General features: G+C 62.2%; 22 protein-coding genes. 12 read left to right on the plus strand and 10 right to left on the minus strand.

Annotated elements, in window-relative coordinates; translation table 11 throughout:
* Positions 1 to 122 precede the first annotated feature (122 nt).
* Entirely contained in the window at positions 123 to 629 is a 507-nt protein-coding gene (locus tag ACA072_RS18510) for an RNA polymerase sigma factor (RefSeq protein WP_497619674.1), read from the plus strand.
* Positions 626 to 1,378 carry an anti-sigma factor family protein gene (locus ACA072_RS18515; RefSeq protein WP_497619676.1) on the plus strand — a complete coding sequence of 251 codons (753 nt, stop codon included), beginning with the start codon at positions 626 to 628 and terminating at the stop codon, positions 1,376 to 1,378. The genes ACA072_RS18510 and ACA072_RS18515 overlap by 4 nt, the downstream gene beginning before the upstream one ends.
* 134 nt (positions 1,379 to 1,512) lie before the next feature.
* On the opposite strand, the gene ACA072_RS18520 is transcribed toward ACA072_RS18515, so the two are convergent.
* Positions 1,513 to 2,349 carry an IclR family transcriptional regulator gene (locus tag ACA072_RS18520; protein ID WP_497619678.1) on the minus strand — a complete coding sequence of 279 codons (837 nt, stop codon included), beginning with the start codon at positions 2,347 to 2,349 and terminating at the stop codon, positions 1,513 to 1,515.
* A 241-nt stretch (positions 2,350 to 2,590) separates the two neighbouring features.
* Here ACA072_RS18520 and ACA072_RS18525 point away from each other — a divergent pair, with 241 nt between their 5' ends.
* The 7 genes from ACA072_RS18525 (at position 2,591) to ACA072_RS18555 (ending at position 9,298) form a co-directional block, all read left to right on the plus strand.
* Complete coding sequence (locus tag ACA072_RS18525; protein ID WP_497619680.1) at positions 2,591 to 3,616, plus strand: ABC transporter ATP-binding protein; 1,026 nt, start codon at positions 2,591 to 2,593, stop codon at positions 3,614 to 3,616.
* On the plus strand, positions 3,613 to 4,482 hold the full coding sequence (locus ACA072_RS18530) for an ABC transporter permease (protein WP_497619681.1): 870 nt from the start codon (positions 3,613 to 3,615) through the stop codon (positions 4,480 to 4,482). The genes ACA072_RS18525 and ACA072_RS18530 overlap by 4 nt, the downstream gene beginning before the upstream one ends.
* Before the next feature lie 6 nt (positions 4,483 to 4,488).
* Positions 4,489 to 5,283 (plus strand): ABC transporter permease, encoded by a 795-nt coding sequence (locus ACA072_RS18535; RefSeq protein WP_497619683.1) that lies wholly within the window; start codon positions 4,489 to 4,491, stop codon positions 5,281 to 5,283.
* A gap of 7 nt (positions 5,284 to 5,290) precedes the next feature.
* Entirely contained in the window at positions 5,291 to 5,581 is a 291-nt protein-coding gene (locus ACA072_RS18540) for a (2Fe-2S)-binding protein (RefSeq protein ID WP_497619685.1), read from the plus strand.
* 184 nt (positions 5,582 to 5,765) lie between these two features.
* On the plus strand, positions 5,766 to 7,121 hold the full coding sequence (locus tag ACA072_RS18545) for an FAD/NAD(P)-dependent oxidoreductase (RefSeq protein WP_497619687.1): 1,356 nt from the start codon (positions 5,766 to 5,768) through the stop codon (positions 7,119 to 7,121).
* Positions 7,118 to 8,233, plus strand: coding sequence for an NAD(P)/FAD-dependent oxidoreductase (locus ACA072_RS18550; RefSeq protein WP_497619689.1), 1,116 nt, complete (start codon positions 7,118 to 7,120; stop codon positions 8,231 to 8,233). Before ACA072_RS18545 ends, ACA072_RS18550 begins: the two co-directional genes overlap by 4 nt.
* A gap of 18 nt (positions 8,234 to 8,251) precedes the next feature.
* Positions 8,252 to 9,298: an ABC transporter substrate-binding protein gene (locus ACA072_RS18555; protein WP_219097092.1), complete on the plus strand. Its 1,047-nt coding sequence runs from the start codon at positions 8,252 to 8,254 to the stop codon at positions 9,296 to 9,298.
* A 210-nt stretch (positions 9,299 to 9,508) separates the two neighbouring features.
* Here ACA072_RS18555 and ACA072_RS18560 read toward each other — a convergent pair whose 3' ends face one another.
* The 7 genes from ACA072_RS18560 to ACA072_RS18590 all read right to left on the minus strand — a co-directional run bounded on the left by ACA072_RS18560 (position 9,509) and on the right by ACA072_RS18590 (position 15,986).
* Positions 9,509 to 10,471: a Csu type fimbrial protein gene (locus ACA072_RS18560; protein WP_497619692.1), complete on the minus strand. Its 963-nt coding sequence runs from the start codon at positions 10,469 to 10,471 to the stop codon at positions 9,509 to 9,511.
* Positions 10,468 to 12,825 (minus strand): fimbria/pilus outer membrane usher protein, encoded by a 2,358-nt coding sequence (locus ACA072_RS18565; RefSeq protein ID WP_497619694.1) that lies wholly within the window; start codon positions 12,823 to 12,825, stop codon positions 10,468 to 10,470. The genes ACA072_RS18560 and ACA072_RS18565 overlap by 4 nt, the downstream gene beginning before the upstream one ends.
* A gap of 199 nt (positions 12,826 to 13,024) precedes the next feature.
* Positions 13,025 to 13,813, minus strand: coding sequence for a fimbrial biogenesis chaperone (locus tag ACA072_RS18570; RefSeq protein ID WP_497619696.1), 789 nt, complete (start codon positions 13,811 to 13,813; stop codon positions 13,025 to 13,027).
* Between the two features lie 28 nt (positions 13,814 to 13,841).
* Positions 13,842 to 14,345 (minus strand): Csu type fimbrial protein, encoded by a 504-nt coding sequence (locus ACA072_RS18575; RefSeq protein ID WP_497619698.1) that lies wholly within the window; start codon positions 14,343 to 14,345, stop codon positions 13,842 to 13,844.
* A 4-nt stretch (positions 14,346 to 14,349) separates the two neighbouring features.
* Entirely contained in the window at positions 14,350 to 14,886 is a 537-nt protein-coding gene (locus ACA072_RS18580; RefSeq protein WP_497619699.1) for a Csu type fimbrial protein, read from the minus strand.
* A 20-nt stretch (positions 14,887 to 14,906) separates the two neighbouring features.
* The gene (locus ACA072_RS18585; RefSeq protein ID WP_497619701.1) at positions 14,907 to 15,440 is read right to left on the minus strand and encodes a Csu type fimbrial protein; all 534 of its coding nucleotides are present in this window, start codon (positions 15,438 to 15,440) and stop codon (positions 14,907 to 14,909) included.
* Between the two features lie 21 nt (positions 15,441 to 15,461).
* A complete protein-coding gene (locus ACA072_RS18590; RefSeq protein WP_497619702.1) occupies positions 15,462 to 15,986 on the minus strand; it encodes a Csu type fimbrial protein in 525 nt (174 codons plus the stop codon).
* A 281-nt stretch (positions 15,987 to 16,267) separates the two neighbouring features.
* Here ACA072_RS18590 and zapE point away from each other — a divergent pair, with 281 nt between their 5' ends.
* The gene (zapE, locus tag ACA072_RS18595; protein ID WP_497619704.1) at positions 16,268 to 17,392 is read left to right on the plus strand and encodes a cell division protein ZapE; all 1,125 of its coding nucleotides are present in this window, start codon (positions 16,268 to 16,270) and stop codon (positions 17,390 to 17,392) included.
* 202 nt (positions 17,393 to 17,594) lie between these two features.
* The gene (locus ACA072_RS18600; RefSeq protein WP_497619706.1) at positions 17,595 to 18,899 is read left to right on the plus strand and encodes a protein kinase; all 1,305 of its coding nucleotides are present in this window, start codon (positions 17,595 to 17,597) and stop codon (positions 18,897 to 18,899) included.
* 152 nt (positions 18,900 to 19,051) lie between these two features.
* On the opposite strand, the gene ACA072_RS18605 is transcribed toward ACA072_RS18600, so the two are convergent.
* Positions 19,052 to 19,759, minus strand: coding sequence for a YebC/PmpR family DNA-binding transcriptional regulator (locus tag ACA072_RS18605; RefSeq protein WP_497619708.1), 708 nt, complete (start codon positions 19,757 to 19,759; stop codon positions 19,052 to 19,054).
* A 231-nt stretch (positions 19,760 to 19,990) separates the two neighbouring features.
* Here ACA072_RS18605 and ACA072_RS18610 point away from each other — a divergent pair, with 231 nt between their 5' ends.
* Positions 19,991 to 21,319, plus strand: coding sequence for a type VI secretion system Vgr family protein (locus ACA072_RS18610; protein WP_497619710.1), 1,329 nt, complete (start codon positions 19,991 to 19,993; stop codon positions 21,317 to 21,319).
* Here the strand turns inward: ACA072_RS18610 and ACA072_RS18615 are convergent, their stop codons facing one another.
* Positions 21,320 to 22,711 carry an FAD-dependent oxidoreductase gene (locus tag ACA072_RS18615; protein WP_497619712.1) on the minus strand — a complete coding sequence of 464 codons (1,392 nt, stop codon included), beginning with the start codon at positions 22,709 to 22,711 and terminating at the stop codon, positions 21,320 to 21,322.
* Positions 22,712 to 22,713: the final 2 nt, after the last annotated feature.

The raw sequence follows: 22,713 nt of genomic DNA on the forward strand, positions 1-22,713 counted from the left end.
ACCAAGCAGACGTACGCCACACCGCTTTATTCCATCGCCCGGTATTTATTTTTCCAGGCGTGGAATAACCTCAAGTGCCGGGCGTCTTCCTAGTCCACAGCGTAGTGACTAGTCAGAACTTCATGAACGATATCGACGAACAACTCAGAGAAATCATTCCCAGATTGCGCCGGTTCGCCGTGTCGTTGACACGCAATCCCAGCAGCGCGGACGATCTGGTGCAGTCGAGCCTGGAGCGCGCCCTGTCGAGTTGGGGCGACAAACGCCCCGAAGGCGACTTGCGCGCCTGGCTGTTTTCGATACTTTATCGGCAGTTTCTCGACGCTCATCGACGCACCCGGCGATACGCGCGGATGCTCGAATTCTTTACCGGCCGTGACGATGCCGAGCCGTCGGTAGAACGCACCGTGATTGCCCAATCCACCCTGCAAGCCTTCGACCGGCTCACCACTGAACAGCGCGCGCTGCTGCTCTGGGTGTCGGTGGAAGGTTTGAGTTATAAAGAGGTCGCCGAGATTCTCGACGTCCCGACCGGCACCGTGATGTCCCGCCTGTCCCGCGCCCGTCAGGCCCTGCGCCAACTCAGCGACGGCGAAATCACCAGCCCTTCTCTGCGGATACTCAAATGATCAGCATCCCTCCGAGCGAGCGTGACCTGCACGCCTACGTCGACCACCAGCTCAACGACGCCGACCGACGCCTGGTCGAAACCTACCTGGCGAGCAATCCTGAAACCGCCGCGCAGGTGCGCGACTGGCAGCAGGACGCCCAACAACTGCGCGCGGCCATGAGCGGCGCGTTGCACTACACGGCCAACCCGGACCTCGACCCGGCACTGATCCGCCAACGGATCAAACGCCAGTCCCGTCGTCATCTGGCCAGCGCTGCAGTACTCTTGATCGCTGTCAGCGTGGGCGGATTGAGTGGCTGGCAGGCGCGGGAAATGACCCTGACCGGTGCGCCACCGCCGATGACCGATGCGATGCAGGCTTACCGTTTGATCGCCCAGCAAGGCATCCTGCCGGCCGACTACAAGGTCAGCGACGACGGTGACATGCAGGGTTGGCTCGACCGTTATTTCTCTCACGCCAATCGCCTGCCGGACCTGTCGGACTCAGGATTCAAACCGGTGAGCGGCCGCTTGCTCAGCACCGAGCAAGGGCCGGCGGCGATGGTGGTTTACGAGGATCAGGGCGGGCACAAGATCAGCTTCTACGTGCGACCACCAGGGCCGAAGAACAACCTGTTGCCTCGGGGCAGTCGCAGCGATGGCGAGTTGCAGGCCGAGTATTGGTCCGGCGCGGGTTACAACTATGCGATGGTCAGCCCGAGCGATACGCCGGCGGCGCAGATGCTCAAGCAAACCACCCAGTTCTGACCCCGACAACAATCCCCTGTGGGAGCGAGCCTGCTCGCGATAGCGGAGTGTCAGCACCATCAATGGCGACTGATACTCCGCTATCGCGAGCAGGCTCGCTCCCACAGGGTTCAGTGGTTATTAGGAGAGGGTGATCAGCCCTGCCCGAACACCTGGGAAGGCCTGCGCAGCAGCGGATCAAACGGATTGATCCGCGGCCCGATCAGCGCCGCTTCGCGCTTGAGCATCTCCACCACCGTCGGCAAACGGTCCGGCCCCAGGCGATCACTCACCGTGGCCACGCTCAACGCCGCCACGGCCCGTCCTTCACGATCCAGAATCGGCACCGCCACACCCGCCATGCCTTGCAGCACGCCAGTGTTGCGCCCGGCATACCCCAGCGCGCGCACATTCTCGACCTCCGAGCGCAGGAACACCTCGTCATACAGGTGAAAATCCTTGAGCCGCGGCAAGTTGTAATGGATCACCGTATCGCGCTCTTCCTCCGGCAGAAACGCCAGGATCGCCAGGCTGCCCTGCCCCACACCCAGCGCCACCCGCCCGCCGATATCGCCGGTAAAGGTGCGGATCGGAAACGGCCCTTCGCTGCGGTCCAGGCAGATCGCATCAAAACCGCTGCGCGCCAGCAAAAACAACGAATCCCCCAACGAAGCCGACAGCCGCAACAACGACGGCCGCACCAGTTCCCGCAGATTTCCGGTGTTGCCGGCTCGCGCCGCCAGCGCAAAAAATTCCAGGCTCAAGCGATAGCGTTTACTGCGGGCGTCCTGCTCGACCATGCCTTCGTCCATCAGGCTGCGCAGCAAGCGGTGTGTGGTCGGTTGCGACAGACCAATGCGCTGCGCCAGTTGGGTCACCCGCTCACCGCCCTCGACGGTGTCACCCAGACTGCGCAACACGGCAAACAGTCTGGACACAGCCCCGACACCGACTTCATTTTTGTTTTCATTCCGATCAGTGGAATCAGGCATGTTATATCTCGACAATAAATTTACTGACTGAATGAAACTGAAAATAGTCATCGCTTCAGTGAAATAGGCCATTGAGCCCATCGTAGTCTTCGTCCTACTCTGCGTCCACAGGGGCGATTCGAACAACAGCGGCAGCCGACTGAAGTCGAGCGCCAACGCACCCAGCAACATCTTTCGTATCTGCCCATACAAAAAAGCGCGCCTTCGGGTGACGCATAACAATCTCAGGTGGAGCGCAGTCATGGCTTTTGTGCAACTTGAAGGACTCGGCAAACGTTACGGCGAGATCGACGCCGTCGTCGCCACCGACCTCTCGGTCGAGAAAGGCGAATTCGTGTCCCTGCTCGGCCCCTCCGGCTGCGGCAAAACCACCACCCTGCAAATGATCGCCGGCTTCGTTGAAGTCAGCAGCGGACGCATCCTGCTGGACGGTCGCGACATCACCCACGCCAAGCCCGCCAGCCGCGGTTTGGGGGTGGTGTTCCAGAGTTACGCGCTGTTCCCGCACATGACCGTCAAAGACAACGTCGCCTTCGGCTTGCGGATGCGCAAAGTGCCCGCGACCGAGTTGCAGCAGCGGGCCGATCGGGTGCTGAAACTGGTGCGCCTGAATCAGCATGCCGAGCGTTACCCACGGGAACTCTCCGGTGGCCAGCGCCAGCGTGTCGCACTGGCACGAGCCCTGGTGATCGAACCGCCCGTGTTGCTGCTCGATGAGCCGCTGTCCAACCTCGACGCCAACCTGCGCGAAGAGATGCAATTCGAGATCCGCCGCATCCAGCGCGAAGTCGGGATCACCACGTTGATGGTCACTCACGACCAGTCCGAAGCGCTGTCCATCAGTGACCGCGTGGTGGTGATGCAGGCCGGGCGCATCACCCAGATCGACGCGCCCTACACCCTTTATGAACACCCGCGCACCGAGTTCATTTCCGGATTTGTCGGCAAGGCGAATCTGCTGCCGGGCGAGCGTGACAGCGCCGGCGTGGTTCAAGTGTGCAGCCGTGGCGACGGCGAACTGACCCTGAGCCTGCGCCCGGAAAAAATCGATCTGCGGGATAAAGGTCAGGGTCGCCTGCAAGGCAAGATCGTCAGTCGTTTCTTCCTCGGCAGCCAATGGTTGTACGGCGTTTCGACCACCTTGGGTGAACTCAGCGTGGTGCGCCGCAACGACGGTTCGGCACCGCTGACCGAAGGCACGGCGGTCGGCCTCGATTGGGACGCAACGTTGCTGCGGGTGCTGACAGTCGACGAGGTGCCGGCATGAGTACGCTGGCTGCGATTCGCCAGGGACGCCAGGGCTATTGGCTGTCGGCACCAGCCCTGGCGCTGTACCTCGGGCTGCTGATCATCCCGCTGCTGCTGACCTTGGTGCTGTCGTTCAACGTCTTCGACTACAGCTCGGGAATCAACGGCGAGGCCTTCACCCTCGATCACTACAGCAGCTTGCTGGGCGACCCGTACTTCTACGAAATCTTCCTTCGCACGATGTGGATCAGCGCCCTGACCACCCTGCTCTGCGTAGTGATCGGCGTGCCCGAGGCCTACATCCTCAGCCGCATGGGCGCGCCATGGCGTTCGATTTTCCTGATTCTGATCCTCACGCCGCTGCTGATTTCGGTGGTGGTGCGCGCCTTCGGCTGGAGTTTGTTGCTCGGCGCCGACGGGCTGGTCAATCAGACCCTGCAAGCCTTCGGCGGCTCACCGATGAAATTGCTGTACACGCCCTTCGCGGTGGTGATCGCGCTGGTTCACGTGATGCTGCCGTTCATGATCATTCCTGTGTGGACCTCGCTGCAGAAACTCGACCCCGCCGCCGAACAGGCCGCGCTGTCACTGGGTGCCAGTCACTTCACCGTCATGCGCCAAGTGGTGCTGCCGCAGATCATGCCCGGCGTACTGTCAGGCACATTGATCGTGTTCGGCCTCGCGGCCAGTTCCTTCGCCATTCCCGGTCTGCTCGGCGGACGTCGCTTGAAGATGGTCGCGACGCTGATCTACGACCAGTACCTGTCGGAGCTCAACTGGCCGATGGGCGCGGCCATCGCGGTCGCGCTGCTGTTGCTCAACCTGCTGATCATGCTGTCGTGGAACCGGATGATCGAAGGCCGCTACAAGAAGTCATTGGGATAACTCGTCATGTCCAAAAACGGTCCTTTCGCCCTGCTGTTCCATGCCCTGGTGGTGCTGTTCATGCTCGCGCCGCTGGTGGTGGTGTGCCTCGTGGCCTTCACCCCGGAAAACACCCTGAGCCTGCAGACCACGGAGTTTTCCCTGCGTTGGTTTCGTGCGGTGTTCGAGCGTGCCGACTTTGTCGATGCGTTTTACAACAGCCTGATTCTGGCGTTCTGCGCGGCCAGTATTGCCACGCTGATTGCGGTGCCGGCAGCGCTGGCGATCACGCGTTTCGAGTTCCCCGGACGGGACTTTCTCAACGGTCTGTTCCTGTCGCCGATCATCATTCCGCACCTGGTGCTGGGTGTGGCGTTGTTGCGGTTGTTTGCACTGATGGGCGTCAACGGCAGCTTTGCCTGGCTGATCTTCGCTCATGTGCTGGTGATCACGCCGTATGTGTTGCGGTTGGTGTTGGCGTCGGCCATTGGCCTGGACCGCAGCGCCGAACACGCGGCGCAATCACTCGGTGCCGGGCGCTTCACACTGTTCCGGGAAATTACCTTGCCGATGATTCTGCCGGGGGTCGCCGGTGGCTGGCTGCTGGCGTTCATCAACAGTTTTGACGAAGTCACGCTGTCGATCTTCGTCACCTCGCCGGCCACGCAAACCCTGCCGGTGCGCATGTACGTCTACGCCACCGAATCCATCGACCCGATGATGGCGGCGGTGTCGGCACTGGTGATCGGGCTGACCGCGCTGACCATGATTCTGCTCGATCGGGTGTATGGCCTGGATCGGGTGCTGGTGGGTAAACAATGAGGGCGCCATGGCACTGTTGAAACGACTGGCCGAAGGCGACCGCCCGGCCGTGCACTTTACCCTCGACGGCAAACCGGCGACTGGCCTGCTCGGCGACACCCTGCTGACCGCCGTGCTGACCTGCAGCGAACACCTGCGCGGCAGCGACTTCAGCGCCGAACCCCGCGCCGGCTTCTGCCTGATGGGCGCCTGCCAGGACTGCTGGGTCCGCCTGGGCGATGGCCGCCGCGTACGGGCCTGCTCGACGCTGCTCGAATCCGACCAACACATCAGCCGCGAACCGGGGCGCTCCCTATGAACACATTGTCTACCCGCAGAACCGAGCCCCCCTGTGGGAGCGGCGGTGCGGCGATCCGACTTGCTCGCGAAAGCGGTTTGTCTGCCAGCACATTTGTTGAACGTGCCGGCCCCTTCGCGAGCAAGTCGGATCGCCGCACCGCCGCTCCCACAGGGGTTTGGCGGTGGTCAGGGATGGGGTGGGTATGAAGGCTGTGGTCATTATCGGCGCGGGTCCGGCGGGGATTCGTGCGGCGCAGACGTTGGTGGCTCACGGAGTTCGTCCGGTGCTGCTGGACGAAGCGGCACGCGGTGGCGGGCAGATTTATCGGCGCCAGCCTGAGAACTTCAAGCGCTCGGCGGTCAAGCTGTATGGCTTCGAAGCGAGCAAGGCCAGTGCAGTGCATCAGACGATAGACGCGCTGCGCGAGCAACTCGATTACCGTCCGGAGACGCTGGTCTGGAACGCCGAAGACGGTGCGCTGGACACCTTGCATGAAGGCCGTGCCGCGCGGCAGGAGTTCTCCCGCGTGATCGTCGCCACCGGTGCCACCGACCGGATCCTGCCGGTGTCGGGCTGGACGTTGCCGGGCGTCTACAGCCTCGGCGCGGCGCAGATCGCGCTCAAATTCCAGGGCTGCGCCATCGGTGAGCGCGTGGTGTTCGCCGGCAGCGGTCCATTGCTGTACCTCGTGGCGTATCAATACGCCAAGGCCGGCGCGAAGGTGGTCGCGGTGCTCGACAGCTCACCCTTCAGCGCTCAGGCCCGCGCCCTCCCCGGCCTGCTGTCGCAACCGTCCACGCTCGCCAAAGGCCTCTATTACCGCAGCTGGCTGACCGCCCACGGCATCCCGGTGCATCAGGGCGCAACCTTGCAGCGCGTGAATGGCGAACAACGCGTGCACTCGATGAACTGGTCGAACGCAAAAGGTGAACAGCAGATCGATTGCGACGCCGTGGCTTTCGCTCATGGCCTGCGCAGTGAAACCCAACTCGCCGATTTGCTTGGCTGCGCATTCGCCTGGAACCCACTCAACCGCGCCTGGCTGCCGCAGCGCGATCATGCCGGTCGCAGCAGTGTCGACGAGGTTTATCTGGCCGGTGATGGTGCCGGCATCATGGGCGCCGATGCCGCTGAAATGGCGGGCGAACGCGCTGCTTTGGCGTTGCTCGAAGACATCGGTTACCTGATTCCAGCGCAACGTCCGGATAACCTTGAACGCTCACTGCAACGCATCGGCGAATTCCGCAACGGACTGGAGCGAGCCTTCGCCTTTCCCGAACATTGGGCCAGCGAAACCGCCGATGAGGTGATCGTCTGCCGTTGCGAAGAAGTGCGCGCGGGCGAGATCCGCCAGGTGGTGCGCGAAGGTCACTGGGAAATCAATCGGGTCAAGGCTCATTGCCGCATTGGCATGGGTCGCTGCCAGGGGCGGATGTGCGGCGCCGCAGCGGCAGAAATCATTGCCTGCGAAAGCCGGCGCCCGGTCTCGGAGATCGGTCGATTGCGGGCGCAGGCGCCGATCAAACCGCTGCCGTTTGGCCTGGAGGTCGAGCCATGATCGAAGTCGATGCCGTGATCATTGGCGGCGGCATTGTGGGGGCCTCGGCCGCGCTGTTTCTGAGCAAAGCAGGACGTCGAGTTGCGCTGCTGGAGCGCGACTTTTGTGGCTCGCATTCCAGCGGTGTGAATTACGGCGGCGTGCGACGTCAGGGCCGCCCGCTGTCGCAGTTACCGTTGTCGCAACGGGCTCACGAGATCTGGGGACAACTGCCGCAACTGATCGGCATCGACGGTGAATACCAGCGCAGCGGTCACTTGAAACTGGCTCGCAGCCTCAGCGATCTGCACGCCTTGCAGCACTACGCCGTCAGCAGCCAGGGCTTCGGCCTCGATTTGCAGGTGCTCGACCGCCGCGAGTTGCGCGCGCGTTTCCCGTGGGTTGGCGACGTCGCGGCGGGCGCATCGTTTTGCCCGGACGACGGCCACGCCAACCCGCGTCTGGTGTCCCCCGCCTTCGCTCAAACGGCCCGTCGGCACGGCGCGCAGGTCCACGAACAATGCGCGGTGACGGCGGTGGAACACGACGGTCAGCGCTTTCGTGTCAGCACTCAAACCGGCCTCGAATTGCACGCACCCTGGCTGCTGAACTGCGCCGGGGCCTGGGCCGGACACCTCGCCGCACAGTTTGGCGAAGCAGTACCCATGCACGCCGGCCATCCGGCGATGCTGGTCACCGAGCCGTTGCCATTGGTGATGAACGCCAGCACCGGCGTCGAGGGGGGCGGCATTTATGCGCGTCAGGTTGCGCGCGGCAATTGTGTGTTGGGCGGCGGTCAGGGTTTCGCCCTCGATGATGCGCGCGCCCGCCCCGGCCAGCACGCGGTGATCGAGATCCTGCGCCAGGCCGTCGAGCTCTACCCGTTTCTTGAAGGTGCCCAGGCCATTCGGACCTGGAGCGGCACCGAAGGTTATCTGCCCGACCGCCAACCGGTGATCGGTCACAGCAGCACTCAGCCCGGTCTGTTGCACGCCTTCGGCTTTGCCGGCGCGGGTTTCCAGATCGGTCCGGCGGTGGGCCAGGCGCTCACCGAGATCATCTGCAGCGGCGCCTCAAAAACGTCACTGGATGCGTTTTCCATCACCCGGTTTCACTCCATCTCCGTTGCTTGATAGAGGAAGGTCGCGACAATGAATAACGTCAAACGCACTGCACTGCTCGGTTTCTCTTGCCTGGGCGCCTTGCTCGCCGCCACCCAGGCACAGGCCGAACCCACGCTTTATCTCGGCATGAACGGCGGGACCATGGAGCGGCTCTACGCCGACAAGGTGCTGCCAGTGTTCGAGAAAGCCAACAACGTCAAAGTGGTGATCGTGCCGGGGACTTCGGCCGATATCCTGGCCAAGGTCCAGGCCAGCAAAGGCAACCCGCAGATGCACGTGATGTTCCTCGACGACGGCATCATGTACCGCGCCATCGCCATGGGCTTGTGCGACAAACTCGAAGACAGCGCACCGCTGGCACAGATTCCGGCCAAGGGCCGCATCAAGGATCAAGCGGTGGCGGTCAGCCTCGGCGTGACCGGGCTGGCGTACAACACGCGGCTGTTCAAGGAGAAAGGCTGGGCCGCGCCGACCTCGTGGATGGACATGGCCGACCCGCGCTTCAAGGACAAACTGGTGTTCCAGTCGATGGCCTCCTCGACCTTCGGCCTGCACGGTTTCCTGATGTTCAACCGGATTCAGGGCGGCAGCGAAACCGACGTCGAGCCGGGCTTCAAGGCCTGGCCGAACACCGTCGGGCGCAACGTGCTGGAATACATTCCGAGCTCCGCGAAGATTTCCGAAATGCTCCAGACCGACGAAGCGGCGCTGTTTCCGCTGACCCCGACCCAAGTCACCGCGCTGAAACTCAAAGGCATGCCGGTCGAATATGCGCAGCCCAAGGAAGGCTCCGTGGTGCTCAACGTGGCCGAATGCGCCATCGCCAACAACACCCAGCCGGAACTGGCACAGAAACTCGCTGCGTTTTTGCTGACACCTGAAGCCCAGGCCGCTGCGTTGGAGGATGGCGACCAGATCCCGTCCAACCCGAACACGCCGACCACCGACAAGACCCGCGGCCAGGTCGAGGCGATGAAGCAGTATCTGACCACCGCGATTGCCATTGACTGGGATCAGGTCAACGAACAGCGCCCAGCGTGGAATGCGCGGTGGAATCGCAGTATCGAGCGATAGCCGATCCACACCCCATAACGCTCGGCTGAAACGCGCCCCCTGTAGCAGCTGCCGAGCAGCGCGAGGCTGCGTTCGGCTGCGAAGCAGTCGTAAACCCAGGTTACGCGGTTTTTCTGAAAGAACCGGTTGCCTGATTTTACGACTGCTCCGCAGCCGAACGCAGCCTCGCGCTGCTCGGCAGCTGCTACAAAGTCTGTGGGGTTTTCGACATCAAAACCCGACATCAAGAATCACACTGTCCAGATAAGTCCCAGCCGGCGGTGTGGTCTGGTCGGTATAGATTTTTGCGTTGTAGTTAAACACCTGGCTTCCCGTCCCCAAGCCATTACCAGGGTTCACCTCTGCATCGGAACTGGCCCGGCGCGCACTGCCGACACTGCCCCAGCGGGTGGTGCCGGCGCTTTTGAAGATGTCGTAGGCCAGGTAATTGGCACCGGAGATCATCCGTCGACGCCCGCCGACACCCGCCGCATGCTGGCCGTCGTCAAGCCCCACGGTGTAAGCGCTGCCTTTGGTGCAGACCAGGTTGATGGTCTGGCCGGTGACGGCGGTGAAGGCGCTGACCACCGGTGCACTGCCGAAACTGATGTTCGGCGCGGTGATGGTGCAGTCGTTGGCCACAGTCATATTGACGGTTACCGTCGCAGTGCCACTGCCGATGTCGCGCCCCAGGCAGAGGCTGCCGGCACCGATGCCCGCGCAATAATTCCAGCTCCATAAAATACTCAGGGTCTCGCTGTAGACGCCCGCCGCCACGTTGCTGCCAATGGTCGTTCGCAAATAAACCGGCGCGGTTTTCGGTATCACACTGCCCAGTAAGCCGAGGGCGTCGATGATGCCATTGCGGGCGAAATCGAATGCCACGGCGCGATTGATCGGATAGCTGGTGCTGTTGTCGGCGTACAACGTGTAACCGATGACGTCCCCGGTCGGCCCGAGCAAGCCAGATTGAGTCGACGAGACGGTGGCGTAGAAGTGGTCATTATTGGTCAGCAATGACAGCAGAGAACCGGTGCAACTCAAACCCGCATTGGGGGTGGAGCTGGTTTGAGCCGTGGTGCGCACCGCAATCGAACTCTGGGAACCAAACCCCGCCGCGGTGGTGCTGACCACGGAGCACAACGCCCAGGCGTACCCCGGCAACGATAGCGCCAGCAACATCAGCCATTTCATTGGCACACCAACGGACCGATCAACGGGATCTGATCCTGATTCAAGTCCACGGCGAACTGCACCTGGCAGGTCTTTCCATCCGTCAGGGTCACCCGCAAGCTGTTTTGCTTCTGAAGGTTTTCCAGGTACACCAGACCGTCCCAGCCGACCACGGTTTGTGCGCCGCTCTGCTCGTGCACGACGATGCTGCCCAAGGGCAATTCCTGTTGCTGTGCATCCACCAGCACGATGCTCGCAGCGATCACCTTGGTGAGTGGAAACTCCAGCAAATAACCGCTGCCCCGGCGTACCGCGATTCGCTGCTCGACATTGGGGCTGCGCACGTTGGCCGGCAAATTCAGCGGATCGATCTCGTATTTACCACGGTAATAGGCGCTGCTCCAGGGCACCAGCAAGTGACCGTTGCGATCCGTCCGACCCACCTGCTGGTTTTCGTAGCGCACGGGAATGTCCGCGTAACCCTTGGTGCTGACCACCACAAACGCATCGTCGATGCGGTTGGCCGCGAAGACTTGACGGTCCATCCAGACCAGCGAGCCACTGGCATCGGCCCAACGGGTTTCGGCGTCGCTGTTGCCATAGACACCCGCCTGCAACTGCACCGATTGCAGGCGCCAGGTCAGGTCGGCCTGACGATAATCCGGGCCGTCGCCATGGGCGTAACCGAGGTTGAAGCCCACCCCGCCTTCGGTGGGCACCGCGCGGCTGTAGTTGACCCGCTGCTGGCTTTGCCCGGTCTTGCTGCGCTCGCTGCTGATGGCCAGGCTGCCGCGCAGATCGAACGGGATCACCAGTTGCGCCTGCACCGCCCAGTTGCTGTCACCGATTTCCCGATTGGCCGACAGGTAGAAACTGCTGTTGCGCCACAAGGGTTTGCTCCAGGTCAGGTTGAGCAGCCGGGTGCGCGAGTCATCCGCCGCACGCACGTCGAAATAACCGACGCCGAGGCTGCCCCACGTGTCGAGGTTGAGGCTCAGGGTTGCCTGCTCGCTGCGTGTGCTCAGGGTGGTGTAAGGGCTGTCGACCACGGTCAGGTCGGCGTACTGATCGCGACGTTGAAGGCGTTGCCAGGAGAAGCTGTAGCGCTGGCTGCTGTACTGATAGCCGAGGCTCAATTGCTGACCGCTTTCGCCTTCGAAACGGCTTTGGCTGAGCGCGGTGTTGAGCACTCCGAAATTGCCCAGTCGCAGGTTGCCGCCCATGCCGCCGAGGCTCAGGGAGTCCGAGGCTTCGGCATGGCTTTCCAGGGTGAGGTTATCGCTCAAACCGTAACGCAGGCTGCCGGACGTGACACCCGGGCCGTAGCTGAAATCGCGGATGCCGTAGTCACGGCGTAAGGTGCCTGCCGCGACGGAAAAATCACTCAAGCCTTTTTGCAGCAAGCTGCTGGTGACGTAGAACGGCACCGTGGTCGAGACCTGTCGGCCCAGCGCATCCGTCGTGACCACGACCGCTTCACCGGCGCCGTTGATGAACGGGATATTGGTCAGGGTGTAGGGCCCGGGTTGCAGCTCGGCGCTACTGGATTTGTAGCCGTTGATGAACAGGTCAACCGACGACGGCACGGCAGCTTCCCCGGCAAACTGCGGCAAGGGGTAGGTCACCAGGTCCGGGCGCACGCCGAAGTCGCGGGACACTTGCACCCCGCCCAGGCGCACCGAACTGCTCCAGGGCAAGGCGCCGCTGACCAGGTCGCCGGCCTCATAGGTCAGCAATCGCTCGTCATCGGAGTAACGCCAGGTGGTGTCGTAGCGCAGGTAGCCATTGCTGCGCGTACTCACTGCCTCCCCCGACACTGTGCGGCGGTATTGCCCGGTGTTGGACAGCGTGCCCCAGCTGTCGAACAGCCGCACTTCGTTCCATGCCGCGAGGTAAGTGCCGGCGTCATCGGTGTCGTTGAGGTACAGGTCGTAGTTGAGCAAGGCGCCGAAACTGCTCAGGGCCGGAGTTCGCGGATAGGCTTCGCGGTTGCCGACGAACTGCTCCGGCAGCCAGTCCGGCGGGACCTCCAGCAGCAACCGTTGAGCGCCACTGTCGTACTCGCTGTGAAGGCCCGGGACGCTGTCGAGGTCGACTTCGGTGCCGGTATTTTCTGGCAGCTTGATCCCGGTGTCGCGCAATGCGCTGGCCGGCAGAAAGAACTGCCCGCCCCGTTGCTCCACCGCCACGACTCGTCCGGTATTCATTTGATTGACCACCAATTCCAGAAACAACTGTGCATCGGCCACAGCCTCCATGCCGCTGGGCGGTGGCGGCAGATCACCGGCCCCGGCTTGCGGGGCGAACACCAGCCAGTACGCGCAGCTCACTGCCCACAACGGCTGCTGGAAACTGCGAGCCAGGCGTTGGCTCATTCGCGCATTAGGTCCGTCTATGGACAGATCCCTCCTTGTCACAGCACACACGATCCCTGTAGCAGCTGGCGAAGCCTGCGTTCGGCTGCGAAGCAGTCGCCAAATCAGGCACCGCGGTGATTCAGGTAAATCGCGGAGACCGTTTTGCGACTGCTGCGCAGCCGAACGCAGCCTTCGGCAGCTGCTACAGGGGTTGTGATTAACGTGCTGGGGTAATGCTCTGCACCTGCGGCGCGCCATTGACCCGCACCTGCAACGCCGAGTTGGCGGGCATCGGTCCTGGTGCCGGCCAGCGCATGATTGCGCCGGGCAGCACGTAACCCAACAGGCCGTCCACCAGCGGTTGGGTCTGGCTGCCTTGCTTGAGCGCCACATCGGTCAGCCGCGCATGCACCGCGCCCTGATTGCGCACTTCGACATAGGGCCGACCGTCCACCGCCACCGTGCGCCAGCTCAGATCCGGCAATCCGACGCCTTTGGGATCACGTTGGCGAGTGGTGTCTTCCTTGCTCCACAGCCCGGCGCCATAGGCGAACAACGGCACCGAATAACGCATCTGAAAGCGAATCGCCGCAGCGGTCTTGCCGTCTTCGGACGCGGGGGTTTTAGCCGAGGGGATTTCGTCGATGATAATGCGGTAAGCCAGTTCCTGCCCCGGTGGAATCTCCCGGGTGCGGGTCAGGCGCACCAGTTGCTTCTGACCCGGTTCAATCTTCGCCACGGGCGGACTGCCGATTACATCGCGCTGATTCTGGTACTGATCGTTGAAGCCGCTCTGGCTCCAGGCGAACACCCGGATCTGCAGGTTGGCGGTTTCATTGCCGCGGTTTTCCAGCCACAAGGCACTGGCCTGTTGATCGGCCTCCAGCACCGGGTCAATCGGCCAGATCAGCACCGAACTGGCGGCCTGCACCTTGACCGCCCCCAGCAACACCATCGCCAACACCGCACAACACAGGATCGAATGCCGCTGCGAAGGTGAACTCATAGGCCTGCTCCTTATTCAAAACGATGCGTTACCACGACAGCTGCACTTGCAGCACATCGCTGTACGTCCCCCCAGGCTGATTGCCCGGTAATTGCACCCGTCCATAGATCGGCAGGCTGATGTTATTGGCATCGGTGTAGGCCACGGCGACACTCTGGCCAATCCCCAGGCTCTGGCTGAACGCCGCATCACGAAACAGCTGATACGCCACGCGGTTACTGCCGGTGGTGAGCTGCATATGCCGCCCGCTGCTGTTGTACTGGCCGCCATCGACACTCATGTTCATCGTCACCCCTGGCGTGCATTGCAACTGCACTCCAGCGCTCAACGCCACCTGCACCGTGCCGGTGGCCAGGGCTGACTGACTGCCGAAGTCGAGGCTGCCGTAATTCGACACGCCGCCCACCACCAGGCACCCGGCGGTGATCGTGGCGCTGACCTGAAAACTCTGGCTGGTCACCGCCGCCAATGGCATTGGCAGGCTCCCCGCACACAACAGGATCAGCGCCGCATAAGCGTGCTTTTGGGTCATCGCGCTAAAACGTCAGTTCGACGGCAACGGTGTCGGTGTAGGTGCCAGCCGGCAGCCCGGCCTTGCCCACGGCTTTACCGTAGAGGTTGACGGTCTGCGCCACACCGGTGCTCGTCGCGAGGTTAATCACCCCGTCGATGGCCAGAATCTGCGAATGGCCAGAGTCGGTGTACAGGTCATACGGCACATAGTTGCCGCTGCCGTCTGCCAGGGCCCGGGTGCCGCCGGTAGACAAGCCGTCATGGGCACCTGCTCGAACCTTCACCGCCGGCGTGGTGCCGCTGGAACAGAGAATCGACAACGCCCCGCCGCCACCGCCCAGCACTTGCGCATTGGCGGTGGTGAACAGGCTGTTTTCGGTGCCGAAATTCAACGCACCGAAGTTCAGGCCGCTGGAACCGCCGGCACCGTTGACCTGGCAGCTGTTGGTCAGGATCAGGCTGGAGGTGATCTGGCCGGTGACCGTGGTAGCGGCATGGGCACTGGACGCCAGCGTCAGGCCGAGCAGTGACAAACCTATCCTTGATACGAGCATGTGCATGGTGTCCGTCCTCTACGGGGTTACCAATCCAGCGTCACCGTCAGGGTGTCGGTATAGACACCGGCCGGTAGCGCTCGGGCATTCGCCACCACTGAGCCAAATACCGGGATCGGTATCCGGGCTCCGCTGGTGACGGCGAAATTGTGTTGTTGGCCGATGCTGTAGCGCTGATTTGCGGAAGCATCGAGGAACAATTGATAAGGGATGGTCTGGCTGCCGTTGCTCAGGCGTCGAGTTGTGCCGTCGCCATGGGCGCCGCCATCGATGGTGACGGTGAAACCGGTGACCGACGGATTGCACACGACGTTCAGCCTGCCGAGACCGTCGTCGCCCAGGCTGGCGTTGACCTGGCGATTCCAGGTCGGGCCTTGCTGGCCGAAATCAAGCGTGCCGAAATCGCTGGCCAGAGTGCCTGGGGCGGCATCATTGGTGACTTCACAACCGGAGGTAATGATCAGCCGCGCATGAATCTGCCCGCTGACTGCCGTTTGCGCGTCTTGCGCCAACAGCATCAGTGCGCTCACGGCGATAACCCTCCAGTGCCTGCTTGTCATGGCGCCAACCCCCACTTCTCGCTACCAGGTGACCGTCACTTTCACCACGTCTGAATAGCGGCTGACACGGGGAATCTCCGCCAGCCGTTCAATACGGGCATACAAGGGCAAATCCACTGAACCGGAATCCGGCACACGGCCGCTCACCGGGACATTCACTGCCAGCGGGATCAACCGCGCCGGGTCCTGATAGAGCCGATAAGGAATGGGTTTGCTGCCGGCGGAACCCGCCATGTAACGCACGTCACCGACGCCACCGTGCAGGCCGCCATCGACGCGTAATTGATAAGGGGTGTCGGGGTTGCATTCGAGCCGTGGCAGTCGCTCATTCATCAGCGCCGCGCCCAGCGGTCCGGCCGGGTCATCCACTCGCGCGGTGCTGCCGAAGTCGAGCACGCCCAGTGGCTCGATTCCTGCTCGGTGTTGCTGCCCGATCACCTGGCAACCACGCTGCACGTCGATGCGCACGTCGACCTGAAGTTCGGCGGCGAACACTTGCGCGCTGAGAGCCACACCCGTAACTGCCCCTACCAGAACTCCTTTCACGGCCCCATTCCTTGTGTGGGGTGGCTACTAGACATCAGGGTAGCAATGGACCGGAATTTCGCCAGCCGCTCATCGCCACCGCCCGCTGCAACGGGCGTTTTTTACCTGGATTTGGCTGAAAAAACACCGATATAACGGCTTAAAAAGCTCTACAACCCGCAAAGTCTTGTTGCGATATGGCCGTCATTGGTCGACAGCACTGGCAGGCAAATTCAGCCTTTGGTTACACTACGCCGCCGCAGCTCGGGCAGCCTGCCTGACGATTACGGGGTGACCTCACAGTGGCTGTTCGACCGCCCGACCGTTCGCGACTCACACCTCGCTGGCCCACGCTTCGCCGCTTGTTCGGCAAGGCGTCGGCTGCGCCAGCCAGTGCGTCCGGTCGAGTGATCCACGACTACTTTCGCCACAAGGCTCACGCCCAGGGCTACACCCTCAGCCACAGCCAGCAGCGCGTGATCGACTGCATGGCGCAGCACGCCACGGCCCTGCTCGGTGCATCGGCAAAAATACTCCCCGGCCTCTACTTGCATGGTGCGGTCGGTCGCGGCAAGAGTTGGCTGCTCGACGGGTTTTTCCAGGCCATCCCGATCGCGGAAAAACAGCGCCTGCACTTCCATCAGTTTTTTGCCACGCTGCACCAAGGCATGTTCACTCACCGTGATCAGCCCGATGCGCTGGCCGTCACCCTCGATGAACTGCTGAGCGACTGCCGCGTGTTGTGTTTCGACGAGTTCCACGTCCACGACATCGGTGATGCAATGCTCATCACGCGGCTGTTCAAGGCGTTGTTCCAGCGGGGCATCCTGCTGCTGGTGACCTCCAATTATCCGCCGGAAGGTTTGTTGCCCAACCCGCTCTATCACGCGCGGTTCAAACCAGTGATCGACTTGATCCATGCGCGCATGCAGGTCATGGAAGTCGGCGGGCCTCATGACTACCGCGGCCAGATGAAAACGCACGCGCATCAGGTGTTTACTCAAGGACGGTACGTCTGGCCCGGCACCGTGGCGCAACGCCTGGCGTTGGACCTGCCGGAACGTGGCGCACCGGCCCTGCGACTGCCAGTCGGCGCACGGCACCTTCAAGCGCGACGCTGCGAAGGACGCACCATCGGTTTTACCTTTGGCGATCTGTGCGAACACCCCACGGCCGTCATGGATTACCTGGAGCTGTGCCGGCGCTTCGATCACTGGATCATCGACGAACTGCCCAACCTGCCAGCATGTTCGATGGCGGCGCAGCAACGTTTCATCAATTTGATCGACGTTTTGTACGATCAGGACAAGCACTTGACGTTGCTCGGTGAGCAGTCGTTGCGCGAAAGCCTGGGGGGTGAAGCGATTGACTTTGCGCGGACGCGGAGTCGGTTGGGGCAGTTGGTGGAGGTCAAGGGAGTGGTCTGATCAAAGGTCCTCGGTGTGGCTGCCGGCCTCTTCGCGAGCAAGCCCGCTTCCACAGGTGACCGAGTTGCCCGGGGGGAACTCGGTCCACTGTGGGAGCGGGCTTGCTCGCGAAGGCGGCCTCACAGGCAACACAACTTTGCCGCTATCATGTCGCCCATTTCCAGGCCCCGCGCCCTCCCCTCGATCAATAGCGAACCCATCCATGGATACCCTCGCCCAACTGCGCGCCGGTCAACTGACAGGCAGCACCCGTCTGGATCTGGCCTGTGGCCTGACCGAATTTCCGCGTGAAATCTTCGACCTGGCGGACTCGCTGGAAGTGCTCAACCTCAGCGGCAACGCCTTGAGCCACCTGCCGGATGACCTGCATCGCCTGACCCGTTTACGCGTGCTGTTTTGCTCGGACAACCGGTTCACCGAACTGCCCGCATGCCTAGGCCAATGTGCCGCGCTGACAATGATCGGCTTCAAGGCCAATGCCATCGAAACGGTCCCCGCCGCTGCACTGCCGCCGCTGTTGCGCTGGCTGATCCTGACCGACAACCGCCTGCGTGAACTGCCCGCCGAGCTGGGTCAACGCCCACACCTGCAAAAACTCATGCTCGCCGGCAACTGCTTGCAACGCCTGCCCGAAAGCCTACGCCAATGCCATCAACTCGAACTGATCCGCATTGCCGCCAATCAGCTGACCGAACTGCCCGAGTGGCTGCTGACCCTGCCGAGCCTGACCTGGCTGGCCTACGCCGGGAACCCGCTGGAGACCGAAGCCGATGCGGCGGCCCTCGAAGCCACGACGAGCATTGCGTGGTCCGAACTGCACTTGGAGCAACAACTGGGCGAAGGCGCTTCGGGGGTGATTTATCGGGCGATGTGGGAACGACCGGCGACCGAGGTTGCGGTCAAACTCTACAAAGGCGAAATGACCAGCGATGGTTCACCGCTGCACGAAATGAACGCCTGCATCACCGCTGGCATTCACCCCAATCTGATCCGGGTCGAAGGCCGCATCGTTGGGCATCCCGCACAGCAGGCCGGGCTGGTGATGCAACTGATCGACCCGAGTTATCGCAACCTCGCCGGGCTGCCGAGCCTGGCGTCCTGTACCCGTGACGTCTATGCCGACGACACCCGTTTCAGTGCCGATGTAGCGCTGCGCATGGCCCGTGGCATCGCCTCGGTGGCCGAGCATTTGCACCGCCAAGGCATCACCCACGGCGATCTCTACGGCCACAATATTTTGTGGAACAAGCACGGTGAGTGCCTGTTGGGGGACTTTGGCGCGGCGTCTTTCCATGCGACATCCGACAGCCTTGAAAGCCGTGCGCTGCAACGCATTGAGGTGCGGGCGTTTGGGGTTTTGTTGGGGGAATTGCTGGCGCGGATCGACTCGGGGATGAGCGATGAAAGGCGCTTGCCGCTGGAGGAACTGGAACGGCGTTGCTGTCAGCCGGATGTGCTGGCGCGGCCGGGGTTCAGTGAGATTTTGGGATTACTTGATATCCAGTGACCGCTTCGCGGTCATTCGTCGGAGCGCCGCCCGGAGCAAGCCCGCTCCCACAGGAGACCGAGTTCTTTCTGACAGGACTCGATCAAAATGTGGGAGCGGGCTTGCTCGCGAAGACGGCCTGTCAGACAACAAAACCGTCAATGCTGGAATGCTTAACCCGCCAAACCTACAAACATATCCTGCACATCATCATGGTTATCAAGGCCTTCCAGGAACGCCTCGACTTCAGCCATCTGCTCGTCGCTCAAACCGCTCACCGGGTTTTTCGGCTGATAGCCCAACTTGGCCGCCAACACGGTAAAACCTTGCTCAGGCAGCGCTTTCTGAACAGCGTCCAGGTCACCAGGCTCGGTCAGGAACAGGGTGGTGCCCTCTTCTTCACCGGGCTCGAAATCCTGGGCTCCGGCTTCGATCGCGGCCATTTCCGGATCGGCGTCAGGGCTGTCCGGGGACGCTTCGATCATGCCCACATGGTTGAAGTCCCACGCCACCGAACCGGACGCGCCCAATTGGCCCTTGCGGAAGGCCACGCGGATTTCCGCGACGGTGCGGTTGATGTTGTCGGTCACGCATTCAACGATCAGCGGCACCTGATGCGGAGCGAAGCCTTCGTAGGTCACGCGATGGTACTGCACGGTTTCGCCCAACAGGCCCGCGCCTTTCTTGATCGCGCGGTCCAGGGTTTCCTTGGGCATCGAGGCTTTCTTGGCCTGCTCGACCACCAGGCGCAGGTGTGCGTTGGTCGAGAGATCGGCACCGTTGCGCGCAGCAATGGTGATTTCCTTTACCAGTTTGCCGAAGATCTTGCCCTTGGCGTTAGATGCCGCTTCTTTGTGTTTAACCTTCCACTGTGCGCCCATTACTCACTCTCTTATCTGTGGCGCCGAGACATCTATTGGCCGACGCTTTGCGCAAGTTTATACGGCCTAAAGTTGGCAATCGACCAAAAATTCCACCCGGTCCACCGGCATGACCAATCGACATCTTCACCAACCTTTGTAGGGCGATTCTGAAAAGTCGATTTGCGGTGACTATAAAGGGCCGTGGTTTCGTACCCTCTGCGCCCATATCCCATGGCAGAAGCGCGTTCGATGCACAACGACAAGGAAAGTCCCTACACCCTGACCCTCCTGGACAGTGGTTTGAGTCTGCAGGTGTTGCAGTTCAGCGGCCGTGAAAGTCTTAACCAGCCCTATCGTTTCGAGATCGAAGTGATCGGCCTGGCACCGGCCATGAACCTCGAACGGTTGCTGCAGCAACCGGCGTTCCTGAGCTTGGGGGATGAAGCCGGCATTCACGGCATCTTGCACGCCGCCAGTCGCGAGTATCGTGGCCCGCACCGAATCGGCTACCACCTGGTGCTGGTGCCCTGGCTTCAACAACTGCACCGGCACCCTTGCCGCCGGGTCTTTCATCAACTCGGCGTGCCCGCCATCCTGCGTCAGTTGCTCGCCGAAAACGCGATCCCCGAAAACAGCTACCGTCTTGAACTGCCGAACGGTCGCTATCCTGTGCGACCGTTTTGCATTCAGTTTGACGAGACCGACCTGGCGTTCCTGGATCGGCTCTGCGAAGAAGAAGGCATCCACTATCACTTCGAACATCAGCGCGACGGCCATATGCTGGTGCTGGCGGATGACAGTCTGAGCTTTCCCCAGGAACCGCTGTTGATGCCGTTTTACGATGAGACAGCCGATCACGCCAACGCGCCAGTGATCAGTGAGTTGTTCCAGCGTCACGCCTCGCCCCCACTCACCGCGCCGCCTGCGCCGCAACAACTCGAGCGTGAGCAATCAAGCCGTCGCTTACTGGAACGTTTGCGCTGCCGGCATCGGCAGATACAGGGGCAAAGCAACCACAGCGAATTGCGCAGTGGATGCATCGTGCAAGTGTCGGAACATCCCATCGCGAACTTCAACGATCAGTGGCTGCTGACCGAAATCCGGCATCAGGGCCAACAGCCATCGATTCTCGCCGAGGACACCTTCAACATGACCCGGCGCTACAGCAATCAGTTCAGCGCCATCCCGTGGTCAACAGTGTTCCGCCCCGCGCTGACACAGGCCAGACCGAGCATTCCGGGCTATCAGCCGGCGCGAGTGCTGGGCCCTGTCGGGCAACCGGCGGTGCTGGATGCACAGGGCCGGATTGAGGTTCGGTTGTGGCCCACCGCGCAGGCCAATGACGATCAATCCACCGGCGTGTGGCTACCCGTGGCGCTTGCCGCGGCGGACGGTCGGATCGACCCGGCCAGACTGCCGCTCGCCGGCACCGAGGTGCTGATCAGTTTTCTCGACAGCGACCCGGATCGACCGGTGCTGTGTGCGGCGGCGAGCAACCCGCCCACACCTCGGCTCGCTCGCCAGTCCCGCAACGACGGCCGCCTCCTGCTCGATTGGCTGGTCAACCGTCAGGATTGATCAGCCCTTGTCGGCCTTGCCTGCCGCCGCCGCGAACCTGGCCAGACGCACATCCAGATGCCGCGGCCGGCGCCCATGGTCCTCGGCGCGCTCCTTACGACGGATGGCGTTGCGCACCATCAGCGAGCCGAGGTAACGGATCGGCTCCGGCGGGAAGTAGCCCAATGGGCCATTCACCAATGGCGAACGGGTCCAGGCATTGTCCAGCCCCTGGACCATCGAAGCGAGGATCTGCCCGCCCATATGGCACGGGCCGACGCCGCTGCCGGAATAACCAAAACCGTAAAACACGTTACCGCTGGCACTCATCTGGCCGAAGAACGGCAAACCGGTCACCGAGCGGTCCGACGGGCCGTTCCAGGTCGCATCGACCCTGACGTTCGCAAACGCCGGAAAGAACTCGTTCAGGCTGTGTTGCAACAGACCGGCATACGGCGACGGTTGATCGAACACCGGCAACATTCGCCCGCCGTAGGCAAAGGTGTTGCCACCTTTGCCGAGCATGATTCGACCGTCCGGGGTGTTGTGGTAGTAGTGCACGAAAATCCGCGAATCGAGCACCGTGACACCGCTGGTCAAACCGATTTCGTCGAGCAGGTCGGGCCGGGGTTCGGTGATCAGCATGTCGCTGGACACGATCGCCACGCTGCGCTCGAACTGCGGGAACGCACGGGCCATCCAGGCGTTCATGGCCAACACCACCCGGTCAGCGCGGACGGTGGCGTTGGGGGTTTTAATCCCCGCGGGGCGGCCCTCCTCCAGCCCGGTCATCGCCGTGTTCTCATGAATCCTCACGCCCAGTTGCAAGGCAACCCGGCGCAAGCCACGCACCAGTTTGCCCGGCTGCACACTCGCGGCGGCCGGGGAGAACCAGCCTTCCAGATGCTTGCAGGAACCGGCCATGCGTTGCACGTCGGCGACCGGCCTTTGGGTGAAGGAGTTGATGCCGTTGCGTTCCAGCGCCGCAATCACCGCATCGGTCGAGCCGCATTGGGCGCGGTTGGTGGCGGTATAGAGCGTGCCATCGAGGCGGTAATCGGCGTTCACCCCGTACTGCTCGCAGAAAGTGCCGATGGCGTAAATACTGCGCTCGGATTCCTTGACCAGCCGCACCGCTTCCTCGACACCGAACAACCTTTCCAGCGTGAAATACTTGGCCGACCACGACAGCGCACAGCCACCGTTTCGCCCGCTGGCGCCGGCCCCGCAGATGTCCGCTTCGATCAGCAGCACATCCAGCTCGGGGTTCTGCTCCTTGAGCATGATCGCGGTCCATAAGCCGGTGTAGCCACCGCCGACGATGCACACGTCGGCGCGGGTATCCCTCGCCAAAGGTTCGCACGGCGCGCAGGACTCCGCCTCCAGCGCCTGTTCCAGCCAGAAAGGTCTCATCG

This window comes from Pseudomonas sp. LBUM1656 (genome assembly GCF_059716065.1).

Coding starts and splice junctions, on each gene's coding strand:
- ACA072_RS18585 (WP_497619701.1), bottom strand. CDS start 15,440: ATGACAAGCAGGCACTGGAGGGTTATCGCCGTGAGCGCACTGATGCTG.
- ACA072_RS18565 (WP_497619694.1), bottom strand. CDS start 12,825: ATGAGCCAACGCCTGGCTCGCAGTTTCCAGCAGCCGTTGTGGGCAGTG.
- ACA072_RS18555 (WP_219097092.1), top strand. CDS start 8,252: ATGAATAACGTCAAACGCACTGCACTGCTCGGTTTCTCTTGCCTGGGC.
- ACA072_RS18525 (WP_497619680.1), top strand. CDS start 2,591: ATGGCTTTTGTGCAACTTGAAGGACTCGGCAAACGTTACGGCGAGATC.
- ACA072_RS18515 (WP_497619676.1), top strand. CDS start 626: ATGATCAGCATCCCTCCGAGCGAGCGTGACCTGCACGCCTACGTCGAC.
- ACA072_RS18540 (WP_497619685.1), top strand. CDS start 5,291: ATGGCACTGTTGAAACGACTGGCCGAAGGCGACCGCCCGGCCGTGCAC.
- ACA072_RS18580 (WP_497619699.1), bottom strand. CDS start 14,886: ATGCACATGCTCGTATCAAGGATAGGTTTGTCACTGCTCGGCCTGACG.
- ACA072_RS18605 (WP_497619708.1), bottom strand. CDS start 19,759: ATGGGCGCACAGTGGAAGGTTAAACACAAAGAAGCGGCATCTAACGCC.
- ACA072_RS18575 (WP_497619698.1), bottom strand. CDS start 14,345: ATGACCCAAAAGCACGCTTATGCGGCGCTGATCCTGTTGTGTGCGGGG.
- ACA072_RS18560 (WP_497619692.1), bottom strand. CDS start 10,471: ATGAAATGGCTGATGTTGCTGGCGCTATCGTTGCCGGGGTACGCCTGG.
- ACA072_RS18520 (WP_497619678.1), bottom strand. CDS start 2,349: ATGCCTGATTCCACTGATCGGAATGAAAACAAAAATGAAGTCGGTGTC.
- ACA072_RS18510 (WP_497619674.1), top strand. CDS start 123: ATGAACGATATCGACGAACAACTCAGAGAAATCATTCCCAGATTGCGC.
- ACA072_RS18610 (WP_497619710.1), top strand. CDS start 19,991: ATGCACAACGACAAGGAAAGTCCCTACACCCTGACCCTCCTGGACAGT.
- ACA072_RS18550 (WP_497619689.1), top strand. CDS start 7,118: ATGATCGAAGTCGATGCCGTGATCATTGGCGGCGGCATTGTGGGGGCC.
- ACA072_RS18600 (WP_497619706.1), top strand. CDS start 17,595: ATGGATACCCTCGCCCAACTGCGCGCCGGTCAACTGACAGGCAGCACC.
- ACA072_RS18535 (WP_497619683.1), top strand. CDS start 4,489: ATGTCCAAAAACGGTCCTTTCGCCCTGCTGTTCCATGCCCTGGTGGTG.
- ACA072_RS18615 (WP_497619712.1), bottom strand. CDS start 22,711: ATGAGACCTTTCTGGCTGGAACAGGCGCTGGAGGCGGAGTCCTGCGCG.
- ACA072_RS18530 (WP_497619681.1), top strand. CDS start 3,613: ATGAGTACGCTGGCTGCGATTCGCCAGGGACGCCAGGGCTATTGGCTG.
- ACA072_RS18570 (WP_497619696.1), bottom strand. CDS start 13,813: ATGAGTTCACCTTCGCAGCGGCATTCGATCCTGTGTTGTGCGGTGTTG.
- ACA072_RS18545 (WP_497619687.1), top strand. CDS start 5,766: ATGAAGGCTGTGGTCATTATCGGCGCGGGTCCGGCGGGGATTCGTGCG.